The 16,564-nt window shown below is 67.8% G+C and carries 16 protein-coding genes and 1 tRNA gene; 8 read left to right on the forward strand and 9 right to left on the reverse strand.

Going from position 1 to position 16,564, the window contains the following annotated elements; genetic code table 11:
- Positions 1-18: 18 nt before the first annotated feature.
- A complete protein-coding gene (locus ACZ6R6_RS13625) occupies positions 19-1,575 on the reverse strand; it encodes an alpha/beta hydrolase (RefSeq protein ID WP_470093112.1) in 1,557 nt (518 codons plus the stop codon).
- An 88-nt stretch (positions 1,576-1,663) separates the two neighbouring features.
- Positions 1,664-4,411, reverse strand: coding sequence for a pyruvate dehydrogenase (acetyl-transferring), homodimeric type (gene aceE, locus ACZ6R6_RS13630; protein WP_470093114.1), 2,748 nt, complete (start codon positions 4,409-4,411; stop codon positions 1,664-1,666).
- A 460-nt stretch (positions 4,412-4,871) separates the two neighbouring features.
- Between aceE and ACZ6R6_RS13635 the strand changes: the two genes are divergently transcribed.
- From ACZ6R6_RS13635 to ACZ6R6_RS13660, 6 genes are all read left to right on the forward strand, one after another.
- Positions 4,872-5,300 carry a secondary thiamine-phosphate synthase enzyme YjbQ gene (locus ACZ6R6_RS13635; protein ID WP_470093116.1) on the forward strand — a complete coding sequence of 143 codons (429 nt, stop codon included), beginning with the start codon at positions 4,872-4,874 and terminating at the stop codon, positions 5,298-5,300.
- A 123-nt stretch (positions 5,301-5,423) separates the two neighbouring features.
- Entirely contained in the window at positions 5,424-5,852 is a 429-nt protein-coding gene (locus ACZ6R6_RS13640; RefSeq protein WP_306867013.1) for a DUF3052 domain-containing protein, read from the forward strand.
- Positions 5,853-5,937: 85 nt separating this feature from the next.
- On the forward strand, positions 5,938-6,396 hold the full coding sequence (locus ACZ6R6_RS13645) for a peroxiredoxin (RefSeq protein ID WP_470093118.1): 459 nt from the start codon (positions 5,938-5,940) through the stop codon (positions 6,394-6,396).
- Between the two features lie 59 nt (positions 6,397-6,455).
- A complete protein-coding gene (locus ACZ6R6_RS13650; RefSeq protein WP_470093120.1) occupies positions 6,456-6,767 on the forward strand; it encodes a hypothetical protein in 312 nt (103 codons plus the stop codon).
- A gap of 111 nt (positions 6,768-6,878) precedes the next feature.
- Entirely contained in the window at positions 6,879-7,826 is a 948-nt protein-coding gene (locus tag ACZ6R6_RS13655) for an ROK family protein (RefSeq protein WP_470093122.1), read from the forward strand.
- 32 nt (positions 7,827-7,858) lie between these two features.
- Positions 7,859-7,933: transfer RNA gene (locus tag ACZ6R6_RS13660), tRNA-Val, on the forward strand.
- A 56-nt stretch (positions 7,934-7,989) separates the two neighbouring features.
- Here ACZ6R6_RS13660 and ACZ6R6_RS13665 read toward each other — a convergent pair.
- The 3 genes from ACZ6R6_RS13665 to ACZ6R6_RS13675 are packed head-to-tail and all read right to left on the reverse strand — an operon-like array spanning position 7,990 to position 10,852.
- On the reverse strand, positions 7,990-9,153 hold the full coding sequence (locus ACZ6R6_RS13665; protein WP_470093124.1) for a site-specific integrase: 1,164 nt from the start codon (positions 9,151-9,153) through the stop codon (positions 7,990-7,992).
- Positions 9,150-9,356, reverse strand: coding sequence for a helix-turn-helix domain-containing protein (locus tag ACZ6R6_RS13670; protein ID WP_470093125.1), 207 nt, complete (start codon positions 9,354-9,356; stop codon positions 9,150-9,152). Before ACZ6R6_RS13670 ends, ACZ6R6_RS13665 begins: the two co-directional genes overlap by 4 nt.
- Complete coding sequence (locus ACZ6R6_RS13675) at positions 9,353-10,852, reverse strand: replication initiator (RefSeq protein WP_470093127.1); 1,500 nt, start codon at positions 10,850-10,852, stop codon at positions 9,353-9,355. The genes ACZ6R6_RS13670 and ACZ6R6_RS13675 overlap by 4 nt, the downstream gene beginning before the upstream one ends.
- 104 nt (positions 10,853-10,956) lie before the next feature.
- Between ACZ6R6_RS13675 and ACZ6R6_RS13680 the strand changes: the two genes are divergently transcribed.
- Positions 10,957-11,820, forward strand: coding sequence for a GntR family transcriptional regulator (locus ACZ6R6_RS13680; protein WP_470093129.1), 864 nt, complete (start codon positions 10,957-10,959; stop codon positions 11,818-11,820).
- Between the two features lie 152 nt (positions 11,821-11,972).
- Here ACZ6R6_RS13680 and ACZ6R6_RS13685 read toward each other — a convergent pair whose 3' ends face one another.
- The 3 genes from ACZ6R6_RS13685 to ACZ6R6_RS13695 all read right to left on the reverse strand — a co-directional run bounded on the left by ACZ6R6_RS13685 (position 11,973) and on the right by ACZ6R6_RS13695 (position 13,814).
- Positions 11,973-12,431 carry a hypothetical protein gene (locus ACZ6R6_RS13685; protein WP_470093131.1) on the reverse strand — a complete coding sequence of 153 codons (459 nt, stop codon included), beginning with the start codon at positions 12,429-12,431 and terminating at the stop codon, positions 11,973-11,975.
- A 727-nt stretch (positions 12,432-13,158) separates the two neighbouring features.
- Entirely contained in the window at positions 13,159-13,425 is a 267-nt protein-coding gene (locus ACZ6R6_RS13690) for a hypothetical protein (protein WP_470093133.1), read from the reverse strand.
- Positions 13,422-13,814 (reverse strand): hypothetical protein, encoded by a 393-nt coding sequence (locus ACZ6R6_RS13695; RefSeq protein ID WP_470093134.1) that lies wholly within the window; start codon positions 13,812-13,814, stop codon positions 13,422-13,424. Before ACZ6R6_RS13695 ends, ACZ6R6_RS13690 begins: the two co-directional genes overlap by 4 nt.
- A 174-nt stretch (positions 13,815-13,988) precedes the next feature.
- On the opposite strand from ACZ6R6_RS13695, the gene ACZ6R6_RS13700 reads away from it, so the two are divergent.
- Complete coding sequence (locus ACZ6R6_RS13700; protein ID WP_470093135.1) at positions 13,989-15,275, forward strand: helix-turn-helix domain-containing protein; 1,287 nt, start codon at positions 13,989-13,991, stop codon at positions 15,273-15,275.
- A 431-nt stretch (positions 15,276-15,706) separates the two neighbouring features.
- Here the strand turns inward: ACZ6R6_RS13700 and ACZ6R6_RS13705 are convergent, their stop codons facing one another.
- Entirely contained in the window at positions 15,707-16,000 is a 294-nt protein-coding gene (locus tag ACZ6R6_RS13705) for a hypothetical protein (protein ID WP_470093136.1), read from the reverse strand.
- Positions 16,001-16,564: the final 564 nt, after the last annotated feature.

The raw sequence follows: 16,564 nt of genomic DNA on the forward strand, positions 1-16,564 counted from the left end.
CGGGGCCGCCTCCACCGGTCAGGACGCGGGACAGGTCGTGCCCTTGGCGGGGGTCTTCCCGCCGAGCAGGTAGCCGTCGATGACCTTCTTCACGCACGCGTCGCCCGACAGGTAGGCGCCGTGGCCCTCGCCCTTGTAGGTGACCAGCACGCCGGTCGTGAGCTCCGAGGTCATCTTCGGCGCCCACTCGTACGGCGTGGCGGGGTCGCCCGTGCCGCCGACCACCACGATCGGCGCGGAGCCGGTGGCGTTGACCTTCCTGGCCTCGTCGCTGCCCGGGACCGGCCATGACCGGCAGATGCTCCCCAGCCCCGCGCTGCCGAACAGCGGCGAGATCTTCAATGCCGCGGCCTCCACCTTGTCCAGCTCCCCGGGGGTCGGCCGTTCGGCGGTGTCCACGCAGCTGATGGCCGGGAAACTGCTCATCAGGGTCGAGTAGGACCCGTTGGGCCTGCGGCCGTTGTAGCTGTCGGCCAGCGACAGCAGGAGCCGGCCGTCGCCCTTGAACCCCTGGGCCAGGGCCTGCTCCAGCAGCGGCCAGGTCAGGTTGGAGTACAGCGCGGCGGCGACGCCGGTGCTGGCCAGGCCCTGGGTGAGCGAGCGGTTGCCCACCGGCAGCGGCCGGTCGTCCAGCTCGTCCAGGAAGTTGTCGACGTTCTTGTTGGCGATGGTCGCGTCGGCGCCGAGCTCGCACTGGCCCCGGTCCTTGACGCAGTCCTTCAGGAAGGACTCGTAGGCCTGCTGGAACCCGGAGGTCTGCGCCAGCGTGCGCTGCTCCAGGGTGACGCTGGGGTCGAGCGGGGCGTCCAGCACGAAACGCCCCACGTTCTTGGCGAACTTCGTCGCGTAGACCGCGCCGAGCTGCGTGCCGTACGAGATGCCGAAGTAGTTGAGCTGCCCGTCGCCCAGCGCCGCGCGGAGCCGGTCCATGTCCTGGGCGGCGTTCACCGTGCCGACGTAGGGCAGGACCTTGCCGGAGGTCTGCTCGCAGGCGGTGGCGAACTCCTTGATGACCTTGTCCATCGCGGCCCGCTCCGCCGGGGTGGTGGCCACGCTGTCCATCGAGGTGAACCGGTCCATCACCTTGTTGTCGCCGCACCTGACGCCGGCGCTGCGCTCCACCCCGCGCGGGTCGAAGCTGACCAGGTCGTAGCGGGTGCGCAGGGTGCCGAAGACCTTGACGGCCTGGGCCAGGGTGTCGACGCCGGACCCGCCGGGACCTCCGAAGTTGAAGACCAGGGAGCCGATCCGCTCGCCGGGGCCGGTGGCCCTGACCCTGATCACGGCCATCTCCAGCGGCTCGCCGTCCGGTCTGGCGTAGTCGAGGGGGACCTTGAGCTTGCCGCACTGCAGGTTGGGGTCGGGTTTGGCCGGAGCCTGCCCGCCGGGGCGCTCGATGTCGGTGCACGGGCCCCAGGCGATCGGGTCCGACGTCCCGGCCGCGTTGTGGGCGGAGGCCGGTGCCTGGGGGGCGCCGGAGGCGCGGTGGCCGTCCGTCGCGGTGCCGCCGCTGCAGGCGGTCAGCGCTGTGGACAGGACCGCCGTCACGGTGGCGGCCGTCAAGACTTTTCGCACGTGGTGCTCCCCTCGGATCGTTCGCCGGGGGAAGCGATTCAACACTAACCGGGCGGGGCCTTCCAAAGAAGGACCCGCCCGGCAGGGATCACAGCCCCATGGACTGCGTGTCGTTGCTCTCGGCGCCGCCTGCCTCGGTGACACCGTTCTTGAGGTGGTACTTGGCGATCGCGTCGTTCAGCACCCTGGAGTCGAGCTCGCCCCGCTTGACGAGCTGGGTGAGCACGGCGAGCGTGATCGAGGCCGCGTCCACGTGGAAGTGGCGGCGCAGCGCCGACCGGGTGTCCGACAGGCCGAAGCCGTCGGTGCCGAGCGAGGTCCAGTCGCCCGGGACCCACTGGGCGATCTGGTCCTGGACCGCGCGCATGTAGTCGCTGACGCCCACGAACGGCCCCTGGGCCGCCGACAGCGCCTGGGTCACGTACGGCACGCGCTGCTCGGCGTCGGGGTTGAGCATGTTGTGCTCCTCGGCGGCCAGCGCCTCGCGGCGCAGCTCCGCCCAGGAGGTGGCCGACCACACCTCGGCCGCCACGCCCCACTCCTCGGCCAGCATCCGCTGGGCCTCCATGGCCCACGGACCGGCCACGCCCGATACCAGGATGTTGGCCTTCGGGCCCGCGGCGGCCGGCGCCGCGGCGAACCGGTAAAGGCCCTTGAGCAGGCCCTCCACGTCCAGGTCGGCGGGCTCGGCCGGCTGCGGGTAGGGCTCGTTGTAGACGGTCAGGTAGTAGAAGACGTTCTCCGGCTGCTCGCCGTACATCCTCCGCAGGCCGTCCTTGATGATGTGGGCCACCTCGAAGCCCCACGACGGGTCGTAGGCGACCGCCGCCGGGTTCGTCGAGGCGATCAGCGGGGTGTGACCGTCCTCGTGCTGCAGGCCCTCGCCGTTCAGGGTGGTGCGGCCCGCGGTGGCGCCGAGCAGGAAGCCCCGGCCCATCTGGTCGGCGAGCTGCCACATCTGGTCGGCGGTGCGCTGCCAGCCGAACATCGAGTAGAAGATGTAGATCGGGATCATGTGCTCGCCGTGCGTGGCGTACGCCGAGCCCACGGCGATCGTCGAGGCCATCGAGCCCGACTCGCTGATGCCCTCGTGCAGGATCTGACCCTCGGTCGACTCCTTGTAGGACAGCAGCAGCTCGCGGTCGACGGCGTCGTAGGTCTGGCCGTGCGGCGAGTAGATCTTGGCGGTCGGGAAGATCGCGTCGAGACCGAAGGTGCGGGCCTCGTCCGGGATGATCGGCACGAACCGGTGGCCGATCTCCTTGTCGCGCATGAGGTCCTTCAGCAGGCGGACGAACGCCATGGTGGTGGCGACGTTCTGCTTGCCGGAGCCCTTCTTGAGCTGCGCGAAGGCGGCGTCGCCGGGGAGCTTGACCGGCTTGGCGCGGACCACGCGCTTGGGCAGGAAGCCGCCCAGGGCCGCGCGGCGCTCCTTCATGTATTCGATCTCGGGGTCGTTCTCGCCCGGGTGGAAGTAGGGCGGCAGGTCGCCCTCGAGCGCGGAGTCGGGGATCGGCAGGTAGAGCCGGTCGCGGAACTCCTTGAGGTCGGCCTTGGACATCTTCTTCATCTGGTGCGTCGCGTTGCGCGCCTCGAAGTCCTTGCCCAGCGTCCAGCCCTTGATGGTCTGGGCGAGGATGACCGTCGGCTGGCCGACGTGCTCGCGGGCCGCCTTGTAGGCCGCGTAGACCTTGCGGTAGTCGTGGCCGCCGCGCGACAGCTTGCGGATGTCCTCGTCCGACAGGTGCTCGACCATCTTGCGCAGACGCGGGTCGCCGCCGAAGAAGTTCTCGCGGATGTATTCGCCGCTCTCGACGGAGTAGGTCTGGAACTGGCCGTCGGGGACGGTGTTCATCTTGTTGACCAGCACGCCGTCGACGTCGGCCGCCAGCAGCGGGTCCCAGTCGCGGCCCCAGACGACCTTGATGACGTTCCAGCCGGCGCCCCGGAAGTAGGACTCCAGCTCCTGGATGATCTTGCCGTTGCCGCGTACCGGGCCGTCGAGGCGCTGCAGGTTGCAGTTGATGACGAAGGTGAGGTTGTCGAGCTCCTCGCGGGCGGCCAGGCCGATCGCGCCGAGCGACTCCGGCTCGTCCATCTCGCCGTCGCCGAGGTAACACCAGACATGGCTGCGGCTGGTGTCCTTGATCTTCCGGTTCAGCAGGTAGCGGTTGAACCGGGCCTGGTAGATCGCGCCGATCGGGCCGAGGCCCATGGAGACCGTGGGGAACTCCCAGAAGTCCGGCATCAGGCGCGGGTGCGGGTAGGAGGGCAGGCCCTTGAAACCGTGCGACAGCTCCTGCCGGAAGGCGTCGAGCTGGCCCTCGTTGAGGCGGCCCTCCAGGAACGCCCTGGCGTAGATGCCCGGCGCGGCGTGGCCCTGGATGAAGACCTGGTCGCCGGACTCGCCGTGGTCCTTGCCGCGGAAGAAGTGGTTGAAGCCCACCTCGTAGAGTGACGCGGCCGAGGCGTAGGTCGCGATGTGGCCGCCGACGTTGGTGCGGGCGTTGGCCCGGGTCACCATGACGGCCGCGTTCCACCGGATGTAGGCGCGGATCCGGCGCTCGACGTATTCGTCGCCAGGGAACCAGGGCTCTCGCTCCGGCGGGATGGTATTGATGTAGTCGGTGCTGCGCAGGCCGGGGACCCCGACCTGGTGTTCGCGGGCCCGCTCCAACAGGCGAAGCATCAAATAACGGGCCCGAGTGCGACCTTCCGTCTTGATGACGTTGTCGAGCGACTCGAGCCACTCCTGGGTCTCGCTGGGGTCGACATCAGGGAGCTGGCTGGGTAGGCCGTCGCTGATGACCGAGAAACGCTGGCGTCCGGAAGCCACTGGGTCTCGCCTTCCGAGGATGGACTTTTGTCTGGTGTAGGTCGTCTTCCATCCTGGTCTCTTACCCCGGAAAGTGCATCTCTACTGACCGGTAACCAGGAAGTCCCTGCTGGCAGGGGGGGAGATGTGGCCTAGACCACCGATGGTAGGACGAATTGCCACCAAAGGTTACATCCATCTCCCCCTTTTCTGGAGGCCCGGGTCAAGGGCTTGTGGGGGGCTGATCCGCGTGGCTCCGGGAACCCCTGTACGCGGCCGGTTCCGCCGCCGGTCCGTGCCCGCTTCCGCCGCCGGTCCGGGCCCGGTTCCGTGCCCGCTTCCGCGCCGGTTCCGGGCCTGGTGAAGAAAGGCCGACAACGCGGCTGGCGGCCGGTCCGCCCGGGTGCGTGGCGCGCTCCGGCGGCGGGTGCGGCCCATCCCGCGGCACACGGACCGCGCGTGGTCGTCGTCCCAGCTCAGGATGGATCGTAGGATCGGGTATGTGAGATCTCAGACAATCGAGGTGGTAACGGGTTCCCGCGAGCGGGTGCACGACATCACCTCCGAGTGCGAGAGCTTCGTCCGGTCATGCGGAGGAGACGGTCTGCTGAACGTCTTCGTGCCGCACGCGACCGCGGGGATCGCGCTGATCGAGCTCGGCTCGGGCAGTGACGACGACCTGATCGCGGCCTTGCAGGACCTGCTTCCGGCCGACGAGAGATGGAGGCATGCGCACGGATCCAGAGGGCATGGACGGTCGCATGTCATGCCGGCTCTCATTCCTCCGTACGCAACCGTCCCGGTCCTGTCCGGGCGGCTCGCGCTGGGCACCTGGCAGTCCGTCGCCGTTGTGGATCTCAACATCGACAATCGGGAACGCCAGGTCCGTTTGTCATTTTTGTCGGACTAATTCATACGTAGCCCAGTCGTTGCCGTGGCGACCGTTGACGACTAAGGGTCACAGCGTGTGGACTGTGCCGAAGCACTTTGAGCACCGTGTAATCGCGGGGCCATTCAAGCAGGAGGGACAAACGTGAGCGCGACCGCGGGTCAGGCGCAGGGCGAACGCAGCCTGGCCGAACGACTCGGTCTCAAGCCGGGTCAGGTGGTGCAGGAGATCGGATGGGACGAGGACGCCGATGACGATCTGCGCGACTCCATCGAGGAACTGACCGGCAACGAACTGGTCGATGAGGACTTCGAAGACGTCGTCGACATCGTGCTGCTGTGGTGGCGCGACGGCGACGGTGATCTGTTCGACGCCCTGAGCGGCGTGTTGACCAACCTGAGCGAGGGGGGCCAGATCTGGCTGCTCACCCCCAAGGCGGGGCGGGAGGGGCACGTGGAGCCGAGCGACATCGGGGAAGACTCCACGACGGCGGGTCTGTCGCAGACCAGCAGCATCAGTGCCGCCCCCGACTGGTCGGGGACGAGGCTGGCCACGCCTCGGGCGCGTCGCTGAGGGTCCCGCCCTGCCGTACGGCTCGCGTGAGCCGTACGGCAGGATGATGACGCTTGCCCGTCATCCGATGAAAGGACCTGTGGACATGGCAGTCGAGGTGGGGTCCCCGGCTCCGGACTTCGAGCTGAAGGATCAGCACGGCGCTCCGGTCAAGCTCTCGGACTACCGGGGTAAAAAGGTCGTGCTGATCTTCTATCCCCTCGCGTTCAGCGGCGTCTGTCACGGTGAGCTCTGCGCGATCCGCGACGAGTTCATCGCCACCGCGCCCGAGGACGTCCAGGTGGTGACCGTCTCGGTCGACTCGATGTTCACCCATCGGGCCTGGGCGGACCAGGAGGGCTACACCTTCCCCCTGCTCTCCGACTTCTGGCCGCACGGACAGGTCGCCCAGGCGTACGGTGTGTTCGATGAGGAGAAGGGGCTCGCCACCCGGGGCACCTTCATCATCGACGGCGAGGGCGTGGTCCGCTGGAGTGTCGTGAACCCGATCCCGGTGGCACGCGACATCGCCGAGTACCGCAAGGTGCTCGCCGAACTTTCCTGAGCGGTGATCCGGCGGACGCTCATGAGGCGTCCGCCGGTCTCGACCTTCCGGAGGCGATCATGCCCTGCTTCTCCTGCGGGGCCAGGCAGACCGATCCGGTCCGTGGCGCCAGCCCGTGGAAGCGCGGGGTGCGCCACGAGACGCAGGTGCTCATCTGCCCGGACTGCCAGCGCGCGCACGACCTCGACCTCGACACGTGCTCCGGGTGCGGATCCGTGGCGCTCATCTGCCGGCTCGGCGAGGTGGAGTGCCGCTCCTGCGGGGCGGTAAGGCTGGCCCGGGCCGGTGAGCAGCTCGCCGAGTCCTGCGCGCCCGGCCTGTCGGACGAGGTCGAGGCCGCGCTGAACCGTGTCCTGGGCCGGGTTCATTAATGCTTATAAATCGGCTTTAAGTGCATTTATGAGCTTGGGGAGTGATCTGTCGTTCTTCCCATGCGCTAGGGTCGGGCTCGGCCCCGCCCCTTCGACCTGCTGGATGCGTGCATGAGCTCCTTCGTTGTGGCCCTTGACGTCGGCGGCACCTCCATGAAGGGCGGTCTCGTCACCCGCTCGGGCGAGGTCGTTCTCACCGACCGCCGGGTGACCCCGCGCGACGAAGGACCCGCCGCAGTCGTCGGGACGATCCGGTCCTTCATCGACGACCTCGCTACCGCGGGCGGCGGCGCCCCGGCGGGGGTCGGCCTGGCCGTGCCGGGCCTCGTCACCGCCGACACGGCGCTCTACTCCGCCAACATCGGCTGGCGCGACGTCCCGGCCGCGGACTTCGTCCCGCTCGAGGTGCCCGTCATGCTCGGCCACGACGTGCGCACCGGCGGCCTGGCCGAGAGCGTGCTCGGCGCCGGCCGCGAGGTCTCCGACTTCCTCTTCCTGCCCATCGGGACGGGCATCGCCGGTGCGGTGATCCTCGGCGGCGAGCCGTACGGCGGGACCGCCGGATGGGGCGGTGAGATCGGTCACATCCCGGTCTTCCCCGCCGGGGAGGTGTGCGCCTGCGGCCAGATCGGCTGCCTGGAGACCTACGCCTCGGCCTCCGCGGTGGGCCGCCGCTACTCCGCCCGGGCCGCCTCACCCGCCACGGCCGAACAGGTCGCCGCGCTGACCGTCTCAGGCGACCCGCTGGCCGTGGAGGTGTGGGACGAGGCGGTCGAGGCCCTGTCCCTCGCCCTGGCCACCTACACGCTGCTGCTGGACCCCTCCGCGATCGTCCTGGGCGGCGGCCTGGCCGAAGCGGGCCCCCTCCTGTCCGACCCGCTGGCCGAGCGCCTCCGCGGCCGCCTGACCTTCCGCGACGCCCCGCCCCTCCGCCCGGCCGCCCTGGGCGTCAACGCGGGCATGCTCGGCGCCGCCCTCCTCGGCTGGCGCGCCGCCGGAATCCCCGATGCCGGCGCCACATGGTCGTTGGATGTGCTGAAATCCCCCCGCGTGGCGTAAGGTGTTATCCCGTCTGCCGGACGGGATCCCCGGGGCGCTTAGCTCAGCGGTAGAGCGCTCGCCTTACAAGCGAGATGTCACTGGTTCGAACCCAGTAGTGCCCACCAGTAAGAACGCCCCGTTCCTGATCTTGGGAACGGGGCGTGAGTGACTAACTGAGTGACTAACTCTTGAAGATCTCATCCATGGCCTCCGCGCCCTGCATGAGCACCGGCCGGATCTGCTCCTGATAGACAGTCTCGGTGACCACCGTGTTCCGGTGACCGACCAGGCGCGAGATGTCCTCGATGGGGACGCCGCAGTCCGAGAGCAGCGAGACGAAGCTGTGTCGCATCTCGCGGGGAGTCCAGTCGGTGGCCCGTAGCCCCGCCTTCTCAAGGATCTTCCGCATATCCCGGCGCACGTTGCCCGCGCTCATGGGAGTCCCCTTCGAGGTGGAGAAGACAAGGCCCGCTTCTGTCTCCGCCTTCTCCTGTTCCTCCCGGAGCGCCCGCAGCGCGTCGACGCACCGCCGAGGGAGCTTGAGGGAGCGGCGCGACTTGACGGTCTTGGTGTCTCCCTTCTGCCGTACGGACCGCCAGACGTAGATCGCGAATTGCTCGTGATCCCAGCCCGTATCGGCTACCGGTAACCACGCCTTGCGCTCCTCGTCGAACGCGACCACGTGGGACCAGAGGAGCGCGCGTAACTCCTCGGTCCGGGCGCCGATCAGCAGCGAGAGCACGATGTACGCTCGCATGCGCGCGTTGGCCTTCTCTGCCAGGGCGATGACGGATTCCGCCTGAGCGAGCGTGAGCGCCTTGGAGGTACGGCCCGCGCGTCCCTCCGGGATCTCGCAGAGATCGACGACGTTCCGCTTCACCTTGTCGCGACGCATGGCGCTCTTCATCGACCGGTTGAGGATGCCGTGGATCAGCTTGAGAGATCGGGTGCTCAGCTCACCCGTCTTGCTCGCCAGCCACTGGTCGACGTCCTCCACCGACAGGTCACGCAGCTTGCGCGCTCCCACCGCGGGGATCACGTGGTTGTCGGCGAACGTCGTGTACATCTTGACCGTGGTTGCCGAGCGCCCGCCCAAACCGTGCTGCAACCAGTACTTCACGGCGTCGGCCACCGTGTAGTTGGCCGGAGCGATGGCCAGGCCGTCGTCGTAGTCGCGCATGATCTCCTTGAGCCTGTCCTTGGCCTCCGTCTTGGTCTTGCCGCTGGCCTTCTTGACGATGCGCTTTCCGGCCGGGGTGTAGCCGACCGTCACCGAGGCGATCCAGCGCTCCCGCTGCTCGTCCCAGTGCAGGCCGCCGTCTCCCCGGCTGCGTCGTGTGGTCATGATGCCCTCGCTTCCTGTTCGAGTAGTGCGATGTAGTCGGAGATGGCCGAGGCCGGGATGAGCCGGGTACGGCCCTGGGTGACGGAGCGCAGACGGCCCGCCCTGATCTGCTCGTAGATCACGCTGCGGCTCATGCTGAGCAGGTGCATGGCGTCGCATATGCGATACAGCCGCCGTTCGCCGGGCGGTCCGGGTGCTGTCATCCGTCCTCCCGCTTGGTGGCGATCTTCCGAGCGGTGGCGACCTTCTGGCGGATGTGTTCGGCCATGATCGCCTCACCGGGGGAGTAACCCGATCCGGCGAACCGCCAGTGACCGAGAACGAGGGTCGTCTCGTCGCCAAGGGGCGGAAGGCCGTGCCGTTCGCGTGCTTCGGTGGCCCGGTGTGTTGTGCGAACCTGCCGGAGATCACCGAGGGTGGTGGAGTAGCGGCGGGACTTCGTGGAGAAGTGGCCCCGAAACCCCAGCATGTGCGCCCACGGCCGTAGACGGAGAGCCTTGTACTCAGGACGTGCGCCCAGCTCCCAGCAGGTGCGGATCATGCGCCGGGCGTGCTCGGTCACTGGAAGCGCATCCAGGTGCAGGCCGGGTTTGAGGCCGGTGCCGTGACAGCGCCCGCAGGAGGCCATTAGGCTCAGCCGCCCCCGCCCCTTGCAGGCCGGACACGACAGCCGATGATCGACGGTGCCGGAAGCTTCGGCGCCCTTCGTTGCGTACTTGGCGATGTAGCCGGCCACCGCCCGCTCGCTCAGCCCGTCCGGGCCCTGGTCGAGCAGGATGGGCCGGATGTCGAGCTGATCACCCCAGACCAGATCCCACCGGCCGAGATCACTCGGGGGAGAAGTGACCGTGACCCGCTGGACCGCTGGAGGGATCGCCCGAGTGAGCAGACCATGATCAGCCCAGTCCGGAGGGATTTCACTCCCGCCGCCCGGACCGTCGAGCCTGACGATGGCGTGGAAGTGCACCAGGCCGCGCCGCTGATACTCGGCCACCTTGGCGAACGACACCCGGACCCGCTTGGCGAACTCCCGACGGCTCAGTCCAGCCTCGCTGGCGAGGGTGCGCCGCACTTCCAGGGTGAAGCGATGCCACAGCGCGCCCGCGTGAGCCTGCCAGAGCACCGCGCCCACGTAGTCGTAACACTGGCCGCATATGGGTTGCCCGAGCCGTTCGTCTCCCGGCTCGTGGCGAGCATGGCAGCCGACCGGATGCCCGTGCTCACAGATCTTGTCGCGCTTACGGGGACGGCAGGCCCGTATCGTCCCGCCCTTCTCCCGCCGTGTGTGCACCGGTCCGAACGAGGGAGCGGTGAGCGTGACGAACGCCCGAGGGTGCCCGCTCACCTCCTGTGGGACACCCTTGCCGCCGGACAGGCCCGCCCGGATCAACTGGAAGGTGTCGGCCCGGTAGACCTCCGAGCAGGCCGGACAGACCGAGGCCCGCCGGTTGCCGCAGGCCACCAGCAGATGCCTGGACGGCTCATCCGTCGTGCGGTAGCTGTGCAGCACCTCCCCGCTGGTCGCATCGACGATCAACGACTCGCCCGCCAGGTGCACCGGGTGGGCACACCCTCCGGTGGCGGCGACCATTGAGCGCCACCGGTCGTAGCCCGGATCGTTGATCACACGTGCGAGATCGACCAGCCATTCCGGCTGCTGGTCGATGGTGCGGTGCTGCGCTTCCTCCTTGCTGTTCATGACGTCCTCCTTTGCTCGCTCCCGACAGGTACTCCAACACGTGCTACGTCTTGGCCCATGTGGACATGGTAAACAACACGTGCTACCTCTTGTAAAGAGCAAACGTGGAAGAAGGAGAACTCGGCATGACCGACGAGAAGGGCACCGCCCGGTGGCGAATCATCGCCGACCTCTTGCGTTCAGACGTGGTCCAAGACCACTACCAGCCCGGACAGGCACTCCCCGGCGAAGCATTCCTCGCTTCTGAGTACGCCACCTCACGCCCGACGATCCGCAAGGCCATCGCCCAGCTCGTCGGCGAAGGATTGCTCACCGTCGCCCACGGCCGAGGCACCTTCGTCCGCCCCACCCCTGACCGCCGCCTCATCCTCATGGGTGGCTCAGAACGCGAAGACCTGCTCAGCCCCACGTACGACCCCGCCAAGCAGGGATGGGAACACGTCACCGTCGCCAGCGAGGCCGAACGCACCGCAGGCGGTGTCACTCCCAACTCGGCACTGTTCATGACCATCGAAGGCAGCAAAGCCGACGTCCTGGGGGTACGCCGGGGACGCATGGGCGTCTACCGCTATGCCTACTGGCAGCACACCAAGACCCGCGCCCGCATCCACCTGTGCTCCTATCTCCTGGCCGACCAGGTCGCCACCATCACCGGCGAAGGCAGAGGCATGGAGATCGACTCCGAGATCGAGCCCGAGGACTACTACGCCCACCTGGAGCGCACCCACGGGCCACTGCGCTGGATCACCTGGGTTCACACCCAGATGCCCTACGGCGAGACCTACGAGGACCTCAACATGGAGCCCATTGGCACCCCCTTGTTGCTAGTCCGCCGGCTGATGCTCAGCAAGGATGGCCGCCCGCTGGAGTTCACCGAGATCGAAGCTCCTGGGGACCGCTTCGAAGCCGCAGCAGCCAGCGAACATGACCAGGCCGGGTCAGACGGGCAGGTCGCCCTCAGGGTGTAGTGGGCTCAGAGTTTCTTTACTGGTTCAAGGCAGTCCGCCTACGGCGGCCTGCGCGCGTCGGCCGGTCGCTGGCCGCGCTGCGGCTCTCCGGCCGGTCACGACCAGCACCGCCCACGCGCTCAACGACCAAATACGCGAAGTCAGCGCAAGCTTCAATCCCAGCGAACCAGCCGCAGCATTACATACGTATCCAACTTGGCGGGATCGACTTTGAGCTTTCTCTCTGTTTCTAGTTCCAGAGGCGAACCGTAAGCCTGGTATTCCTTGAATGATTTGATCGACAAGCTGGTGTGCTCCCACCTAGCCGACTCCATATGGAAACCGCTCCCGGTGGTCACCCATCCGCGTTGTTGCAGGCGGTCATACGCCATGGCACGCGCCTTCTCGAAATCTGAAGCTCCAACGTCCATCAGCACATAACTGTCGACCTGGACAGCCGGTCGAACGAAGAGTTTGCCGGGGTAGTGAGACTCCATCGTGGTCTCCGTGACGGTCCGGCCGATGCTGCGTACTTCGCTGACAGCGGCTGGATCGGCCTTGAGTACCTTCTCGGGGAAGATTTGCGTGCCGCAGCCACAGAGTATGAGTAACGCACTCAGAGTGGCGAGCACAGACCTACCCACCGCAGCCGTACGCTTCGAGCCGGTGGCGTGAGCGGGGGACATAACGGGAAACCTCCGTCACCCAAGGTGACCTATCTCATGGTCGGTATTCTGCGCAGATTAACAGTGTTCCAGGGTTCACCATGAACGCACTGAAGTGGTCAAGGCGGCAGCGCTCCGCGCCGCCGCACGGCGGGGCGTGCCCGCCCGCGCCGCGCGGACATCGGGACCGGGCATGCGGCCCTGGCGGCCGGTCCCGGCCCGCGCCCGCGCCACGCGGACGGTCAGACTCCGCCGCCCGCCGCACCAGGCCGCCCACCGTGCCGAACGGACCCGCCGCCCGTGGTGCGCGCTGCCGCCCGCCGCTGCGACCGCCGGCCCAACCGCTTCGCGGCCCCTTCGGGGTGCCATTCGGCATTGCGCCGGCCGTCTCCGCTCCGCTCATGTTCTTCAGGGTTGAGGTCGGTGACTCCCCCGCCCCCGCCGCCTCATTGTTCGTGTCCCTCAATCGGCGTCAACTCCGTCTGTGCACGTTGGGTGGGATCAACGGTGCACGTAGCGGGCTGAGGGACACGCGAAGACGAAGTTGACCCCTCAATCGCGGGCCACGAAGGTCGGCAGCTGTCGGGGACGGGGGAGGAATGGGCCAGGAGTCACCCGGTTGACCCTGGCACCTTGAAAGGCGTGGCGACGCCGTCCCTCCGGTTGGATTCACGCCGCCACGCCGGTCTATGGGCTATGACGCCCGCTGCGATGGGGCGCGCATCCAGATCTGGCCCTCAAGCCGTGTCTCGGCCTCCAGGTTGCGCGCCAGCTCGGTCAGGGTTGCCCCGCAGCGGACGTCGGACAGGCCATGCGCACTTCCGTGGGCCGAGACCATCACGCGCCGCACGGCGTACCAGCCGCCCCCGACCGCATCGGAGATGGCCCAGGTCCGCCCGTGGCACGTCCTCAGCTCGGCAAGGGTCACCCCGCCGTTCCCGTGTGATGACTCGGCGCTCACCGGATCTCTTGCTCCGGCTGTGCGGCGAGGATCAAAGCGACCACCTTTTCCGGATGCTCGCTCCTGACGACCTGCGGGTCGGGGGTGCTGGGCAGCGACACCAGGTAGGAGCCGGAACGCGGCCCCATGGTCACCGTTACGTCGTGGCCGCCCTGAGGACCGATGACGGCCAGCTCGGGCGGATACCGGTCCAGCCAGCATCGGAAAGGCCGGTTGGGCCAGGTGACCTCATCGGTGCGGCTGGCGAACATGCCGAGACTGATCGTGTGATGACACCGGGAACGGATGCCCCGTTCCTTGAGCAGCCGCTGAACCACGGCCAGCGCCTTGTCGTGGATCTCCGCCGTTGCCTCGTCAACGACGGGTGGGACGGCTCTACAGTTGTCCATGGATCGCACCTCCAGTGTGCGGTCAAGGGACCCGTACGGCGCTGAGATCGCCTGCGGGTCCCGCCATTTACGCGGTCTCTCCATCACATCGCCGCAGATACGCCCGCTGACAGTGCGAGTAGGGGAGACTGGGGGAGACGAGCGGATCCCCGACTCTCCCCTGAGGTGTACGCGATGCGCGATCTTCCGGGCTGGGCCGTACGGCTACGCGCCGAACGACGGCAACGGCTGTGGACGCAGCGGGACATGGCCAAGCAACTCACCGAGGCTGCGGACGCTCGCACTCGTGAGCGCTTCCCAGAACGGGAGTCCCTGGTTCGCATGATCAAGGACTGGGAGGCGGGCAGGCACCAGCCCAAAGACCCCTACCGCGTCCTGTACTGCCGTGCGTTCGGCATCGACGAGGCCGAGCTGTTCGGCGATCGGCAGATGGTTCGGGACCGCACGCCCGCCGAGGTTCTGAGCGTTCCGATCCCCGCGTTGCCGTTGCCGACCATCGCACCCGACGCGGACCTGTTCGAACGGATCACCCACACCCTCCAGCGGCCCAGCCGGGTCGATCAGCAGACCGTGGAGTGGCTGGAGACCTGCTTGGCCGAACACCGCAAGGTCGAGGACACCATCGGCTCCCGCCCGTTGCTCGGGATCGTGCGCCAGCAACTCGGCGTGGTGGTCGAGCTGGCCCAGCACGCTCGCGGTTCGCTCGCCGACACGGTGGTCGACCTGGCCGCGCAGTACGCCCAGTTCGTCGCGTGGATGTCTCTGGATGTCGATGACCAGGCCGCCGCGCTCGCCTGGTACGACCGCGCCCATGACTGGGCACTGGAGATCGGCGACGTGAACATGGCCACCACCACACTCAGCATGAAGGCCCACCAGGCATGGAGCGCGGGCAACGCCCGCAGATGCGTACGGCTCGCCGACGCGGCACGCTGGCACGACGGCCAGGTCACACCCGGCGTACGGGGGATGGCCGCCCAGATGGCCGCCCGAGGTCACGCGCTCGCAGGTGACGCCAGGCCCGCCCGCACGCTGCTGGACGAGGCCGAGGCACTGATCCGCCAGGCCGCCGAGCATGCCGACGATGAACCGGTGTGGATGTACTTCTACGACGAGACATGGTTTCGCCTCCAACGCGGCATGACCGAGCTACACCTTGCCAACTGGCCGAAGGCGATCGACTTGCTGGCGGAGGGGTTGTCCGGCCTGCCGGAGAGCTACAAGCGGGATCGAGCCTGGTACGGCTCGTGCCTGGCCAAGGCCCATGCTGAGGCCGGAGACGCGGCGGCAGCCCTACAGGTAAGTCTTCCCGTCGTGGCCGATGCCGTCGCGCTGAACCGTCACGCGAGCAAGGAACTGGTCGATGTCGCGGTCTTGCTCGCCGAGCGCAGGTCATCCCAGGCCGTCGTCTTGAAGGAGGCGCTCATGGCTGCCGGTCGTACGGATGGAGGCGCGCTCTGACCGGCTCGGACAGGTGAATCTCTGGGTGACCAACTGAGTGACAACGACCCCGGACAAGGCTGGACGTCGGTGGACCACCGTGGACCGTATGCGCAGCTGGGGGCAGGTATAGCCCATGGTCCCGCCCCCGCTCGGATCGCCTTACAAGCGAGATGTCACTGGTTCGAACCCAGTAGTGCCCACCACAAGGCTCTGACCTCAGTAAAGAGGTCGGGGCCTTCTCTTTTTAAGCCTGACGCCTTGGCTACATCGCTCAGACATGGCTCGCCTCCCGCCTGGACACCCTGGACGCGCTCAACCGTCACGACTGGTGGGCGACGGTCGACAATCGCACGCGGCGTGGATGCGCCGGCAAAGGCCGCCAAGGCCTGAGTGTGCGGCGTGCCTCGCCGCACCAGTGGCTGGGGCTCGCCCATCACACCTGTCGAAGCTCAGGGGATGTACACCTCGTAGTAGAAGCCCGGCAGATAAGGGCCACCCCCGCGGAACCAGTGACAGTAGACGAGCCCGGTGTACTGACCGTTCTGCGCGGCGTCCTCGTAGGCGAGGTCGCAGGCGGCCAGGGTCTGGTAGGGGCCCTGCAGGTACCAGTCCGGTGTCGGCCAGCCCCCGGCGGCCACGGCCGCGCTGGTCTGGGGGGCGGCGAAGGCGGGTGCGGTACTGGCCAGGACACTGGCGCCCAGCGCCACGGCGAGTACAGCGGAATGTAATCGGCGGATCTTCATTGTGGGTGACTCCTCACACTCGGGAAGGAGAGCACCTTCAGAGGAGCACCGGCTACCGGGCTTGAGGAGATACCGATTCTCCATATTTCGGGCGGATGGTGCGTTTGTCGAGGTTATTTCGCCTGGCCTGAACACGTGAGCGCCCCGCCGGCACGCTGCGTGGATGGCGTTGCGGAAGGCGGACAGGAAGTAGACCGTGCTCGGCCCCACCCTCGCGGGGGCCGAGCCCCTCGCGTGGCCTCACGGCTCAGACGCCCCGCGGTCTCACCGGTTCCAGCGGAAAGCCCCGTCGTCCTCCGGGGCGGCGGGGCTTTCCGTATGGCGCGGCTTATGCGCCGGCGTTTGGTTCTGGCCCACTGTAGAAGGCGGCCCTAAGGAGGCGGGAGAAGGCATCGGGGCCGTGCCGATCGTCGAGCCACGCCGACAGCGAGGCTACGCATCCGCTGATCATCGCCTGCGCGATCACGGTGTGGAGAGCGTCGGTTCCGTCGCCGCCGATCTCGGCCACGGTGTGGAGAGCGTCCGGTTCCGTCGCCGCCGATCTCGGCCAGGAAGGCGTGGTGG

This window comes from Streptosporangium sp. NPDC048886 (genome assembly GCF_055586905.1).

Coding starts and splice junctions, on each gene's coding strand:
- ACZ6R6_RS13695 (WP_470093134.1), bottom strand. CDS start 13,814: ATGGACAACTGTAGAGCCGTCCCACCCGTCGTTGACGAGGCAACGGCG.
- ACZ6R6_RS13650 (WP_470093120.1), top strand. CDS start 6,456: ATGCCCTGCTTCTCCTGCGGGGCCAGGCAGACCGATCCGGTCCGTGGC.
- ACZ6R6_RS13700 (WP_470093135.1), top strand. CDS start 13,989: ATGCGCGATCTTCCGGGCTGGGCCGTACGGCTACGCGCCGAACGACGG.
- ACZ6R6_RS13645 (WP_470093118.1), top strand. CDS start 5,938: ATGGCAGTCGAGGTGGGGTCCCCGGCTCCGGACTTCGAGCTGAAGGAT.
- ACZ6R6_RS13675 (WP_470093127.1), bottom strand. CDS start 10,852: ATGAACAGCAAGGAGGAAGCGCAGCACCGCACCATCGACCAGCAGCCG.
- ACZ6R6_RS13670 (WP_470093125.1), bottom strand. CDS start 9,356: ATGACAGCACCCGGACCGCCCGGCGAACGGCGGCTGTATCGCATATGC.
- ACZ6R6_RS13635 (WP_470093116.1), top strand. CDS start 4,872: ATGGATCGTAGGATCGGGTATGTGAGATCTCAGACAATCGAGGTGGTA.
- ACZ6R6_RS13705 (WP_470093136.1), bottom strand. CDS start 16,000: ATGAAGATCCGCCGATTACATTCCGCTGTACTCGCCGTGGCGCTGGGC.
- ACZ6R6_RS13655 (WP_470093122.1), top strand. CDS start 6,879: ATGAGCTCCTTCGTTGTGGCCCTTGACGTCGGCGGCACCTCCATGAAG.
- ACZ6R6_RS13665 (WP_470093124.1), bottom strand. CDS start 9,153: ATGACCACACGACGCAGCCGGGGAGACGGCGGCCTGCACTGGGACGAG.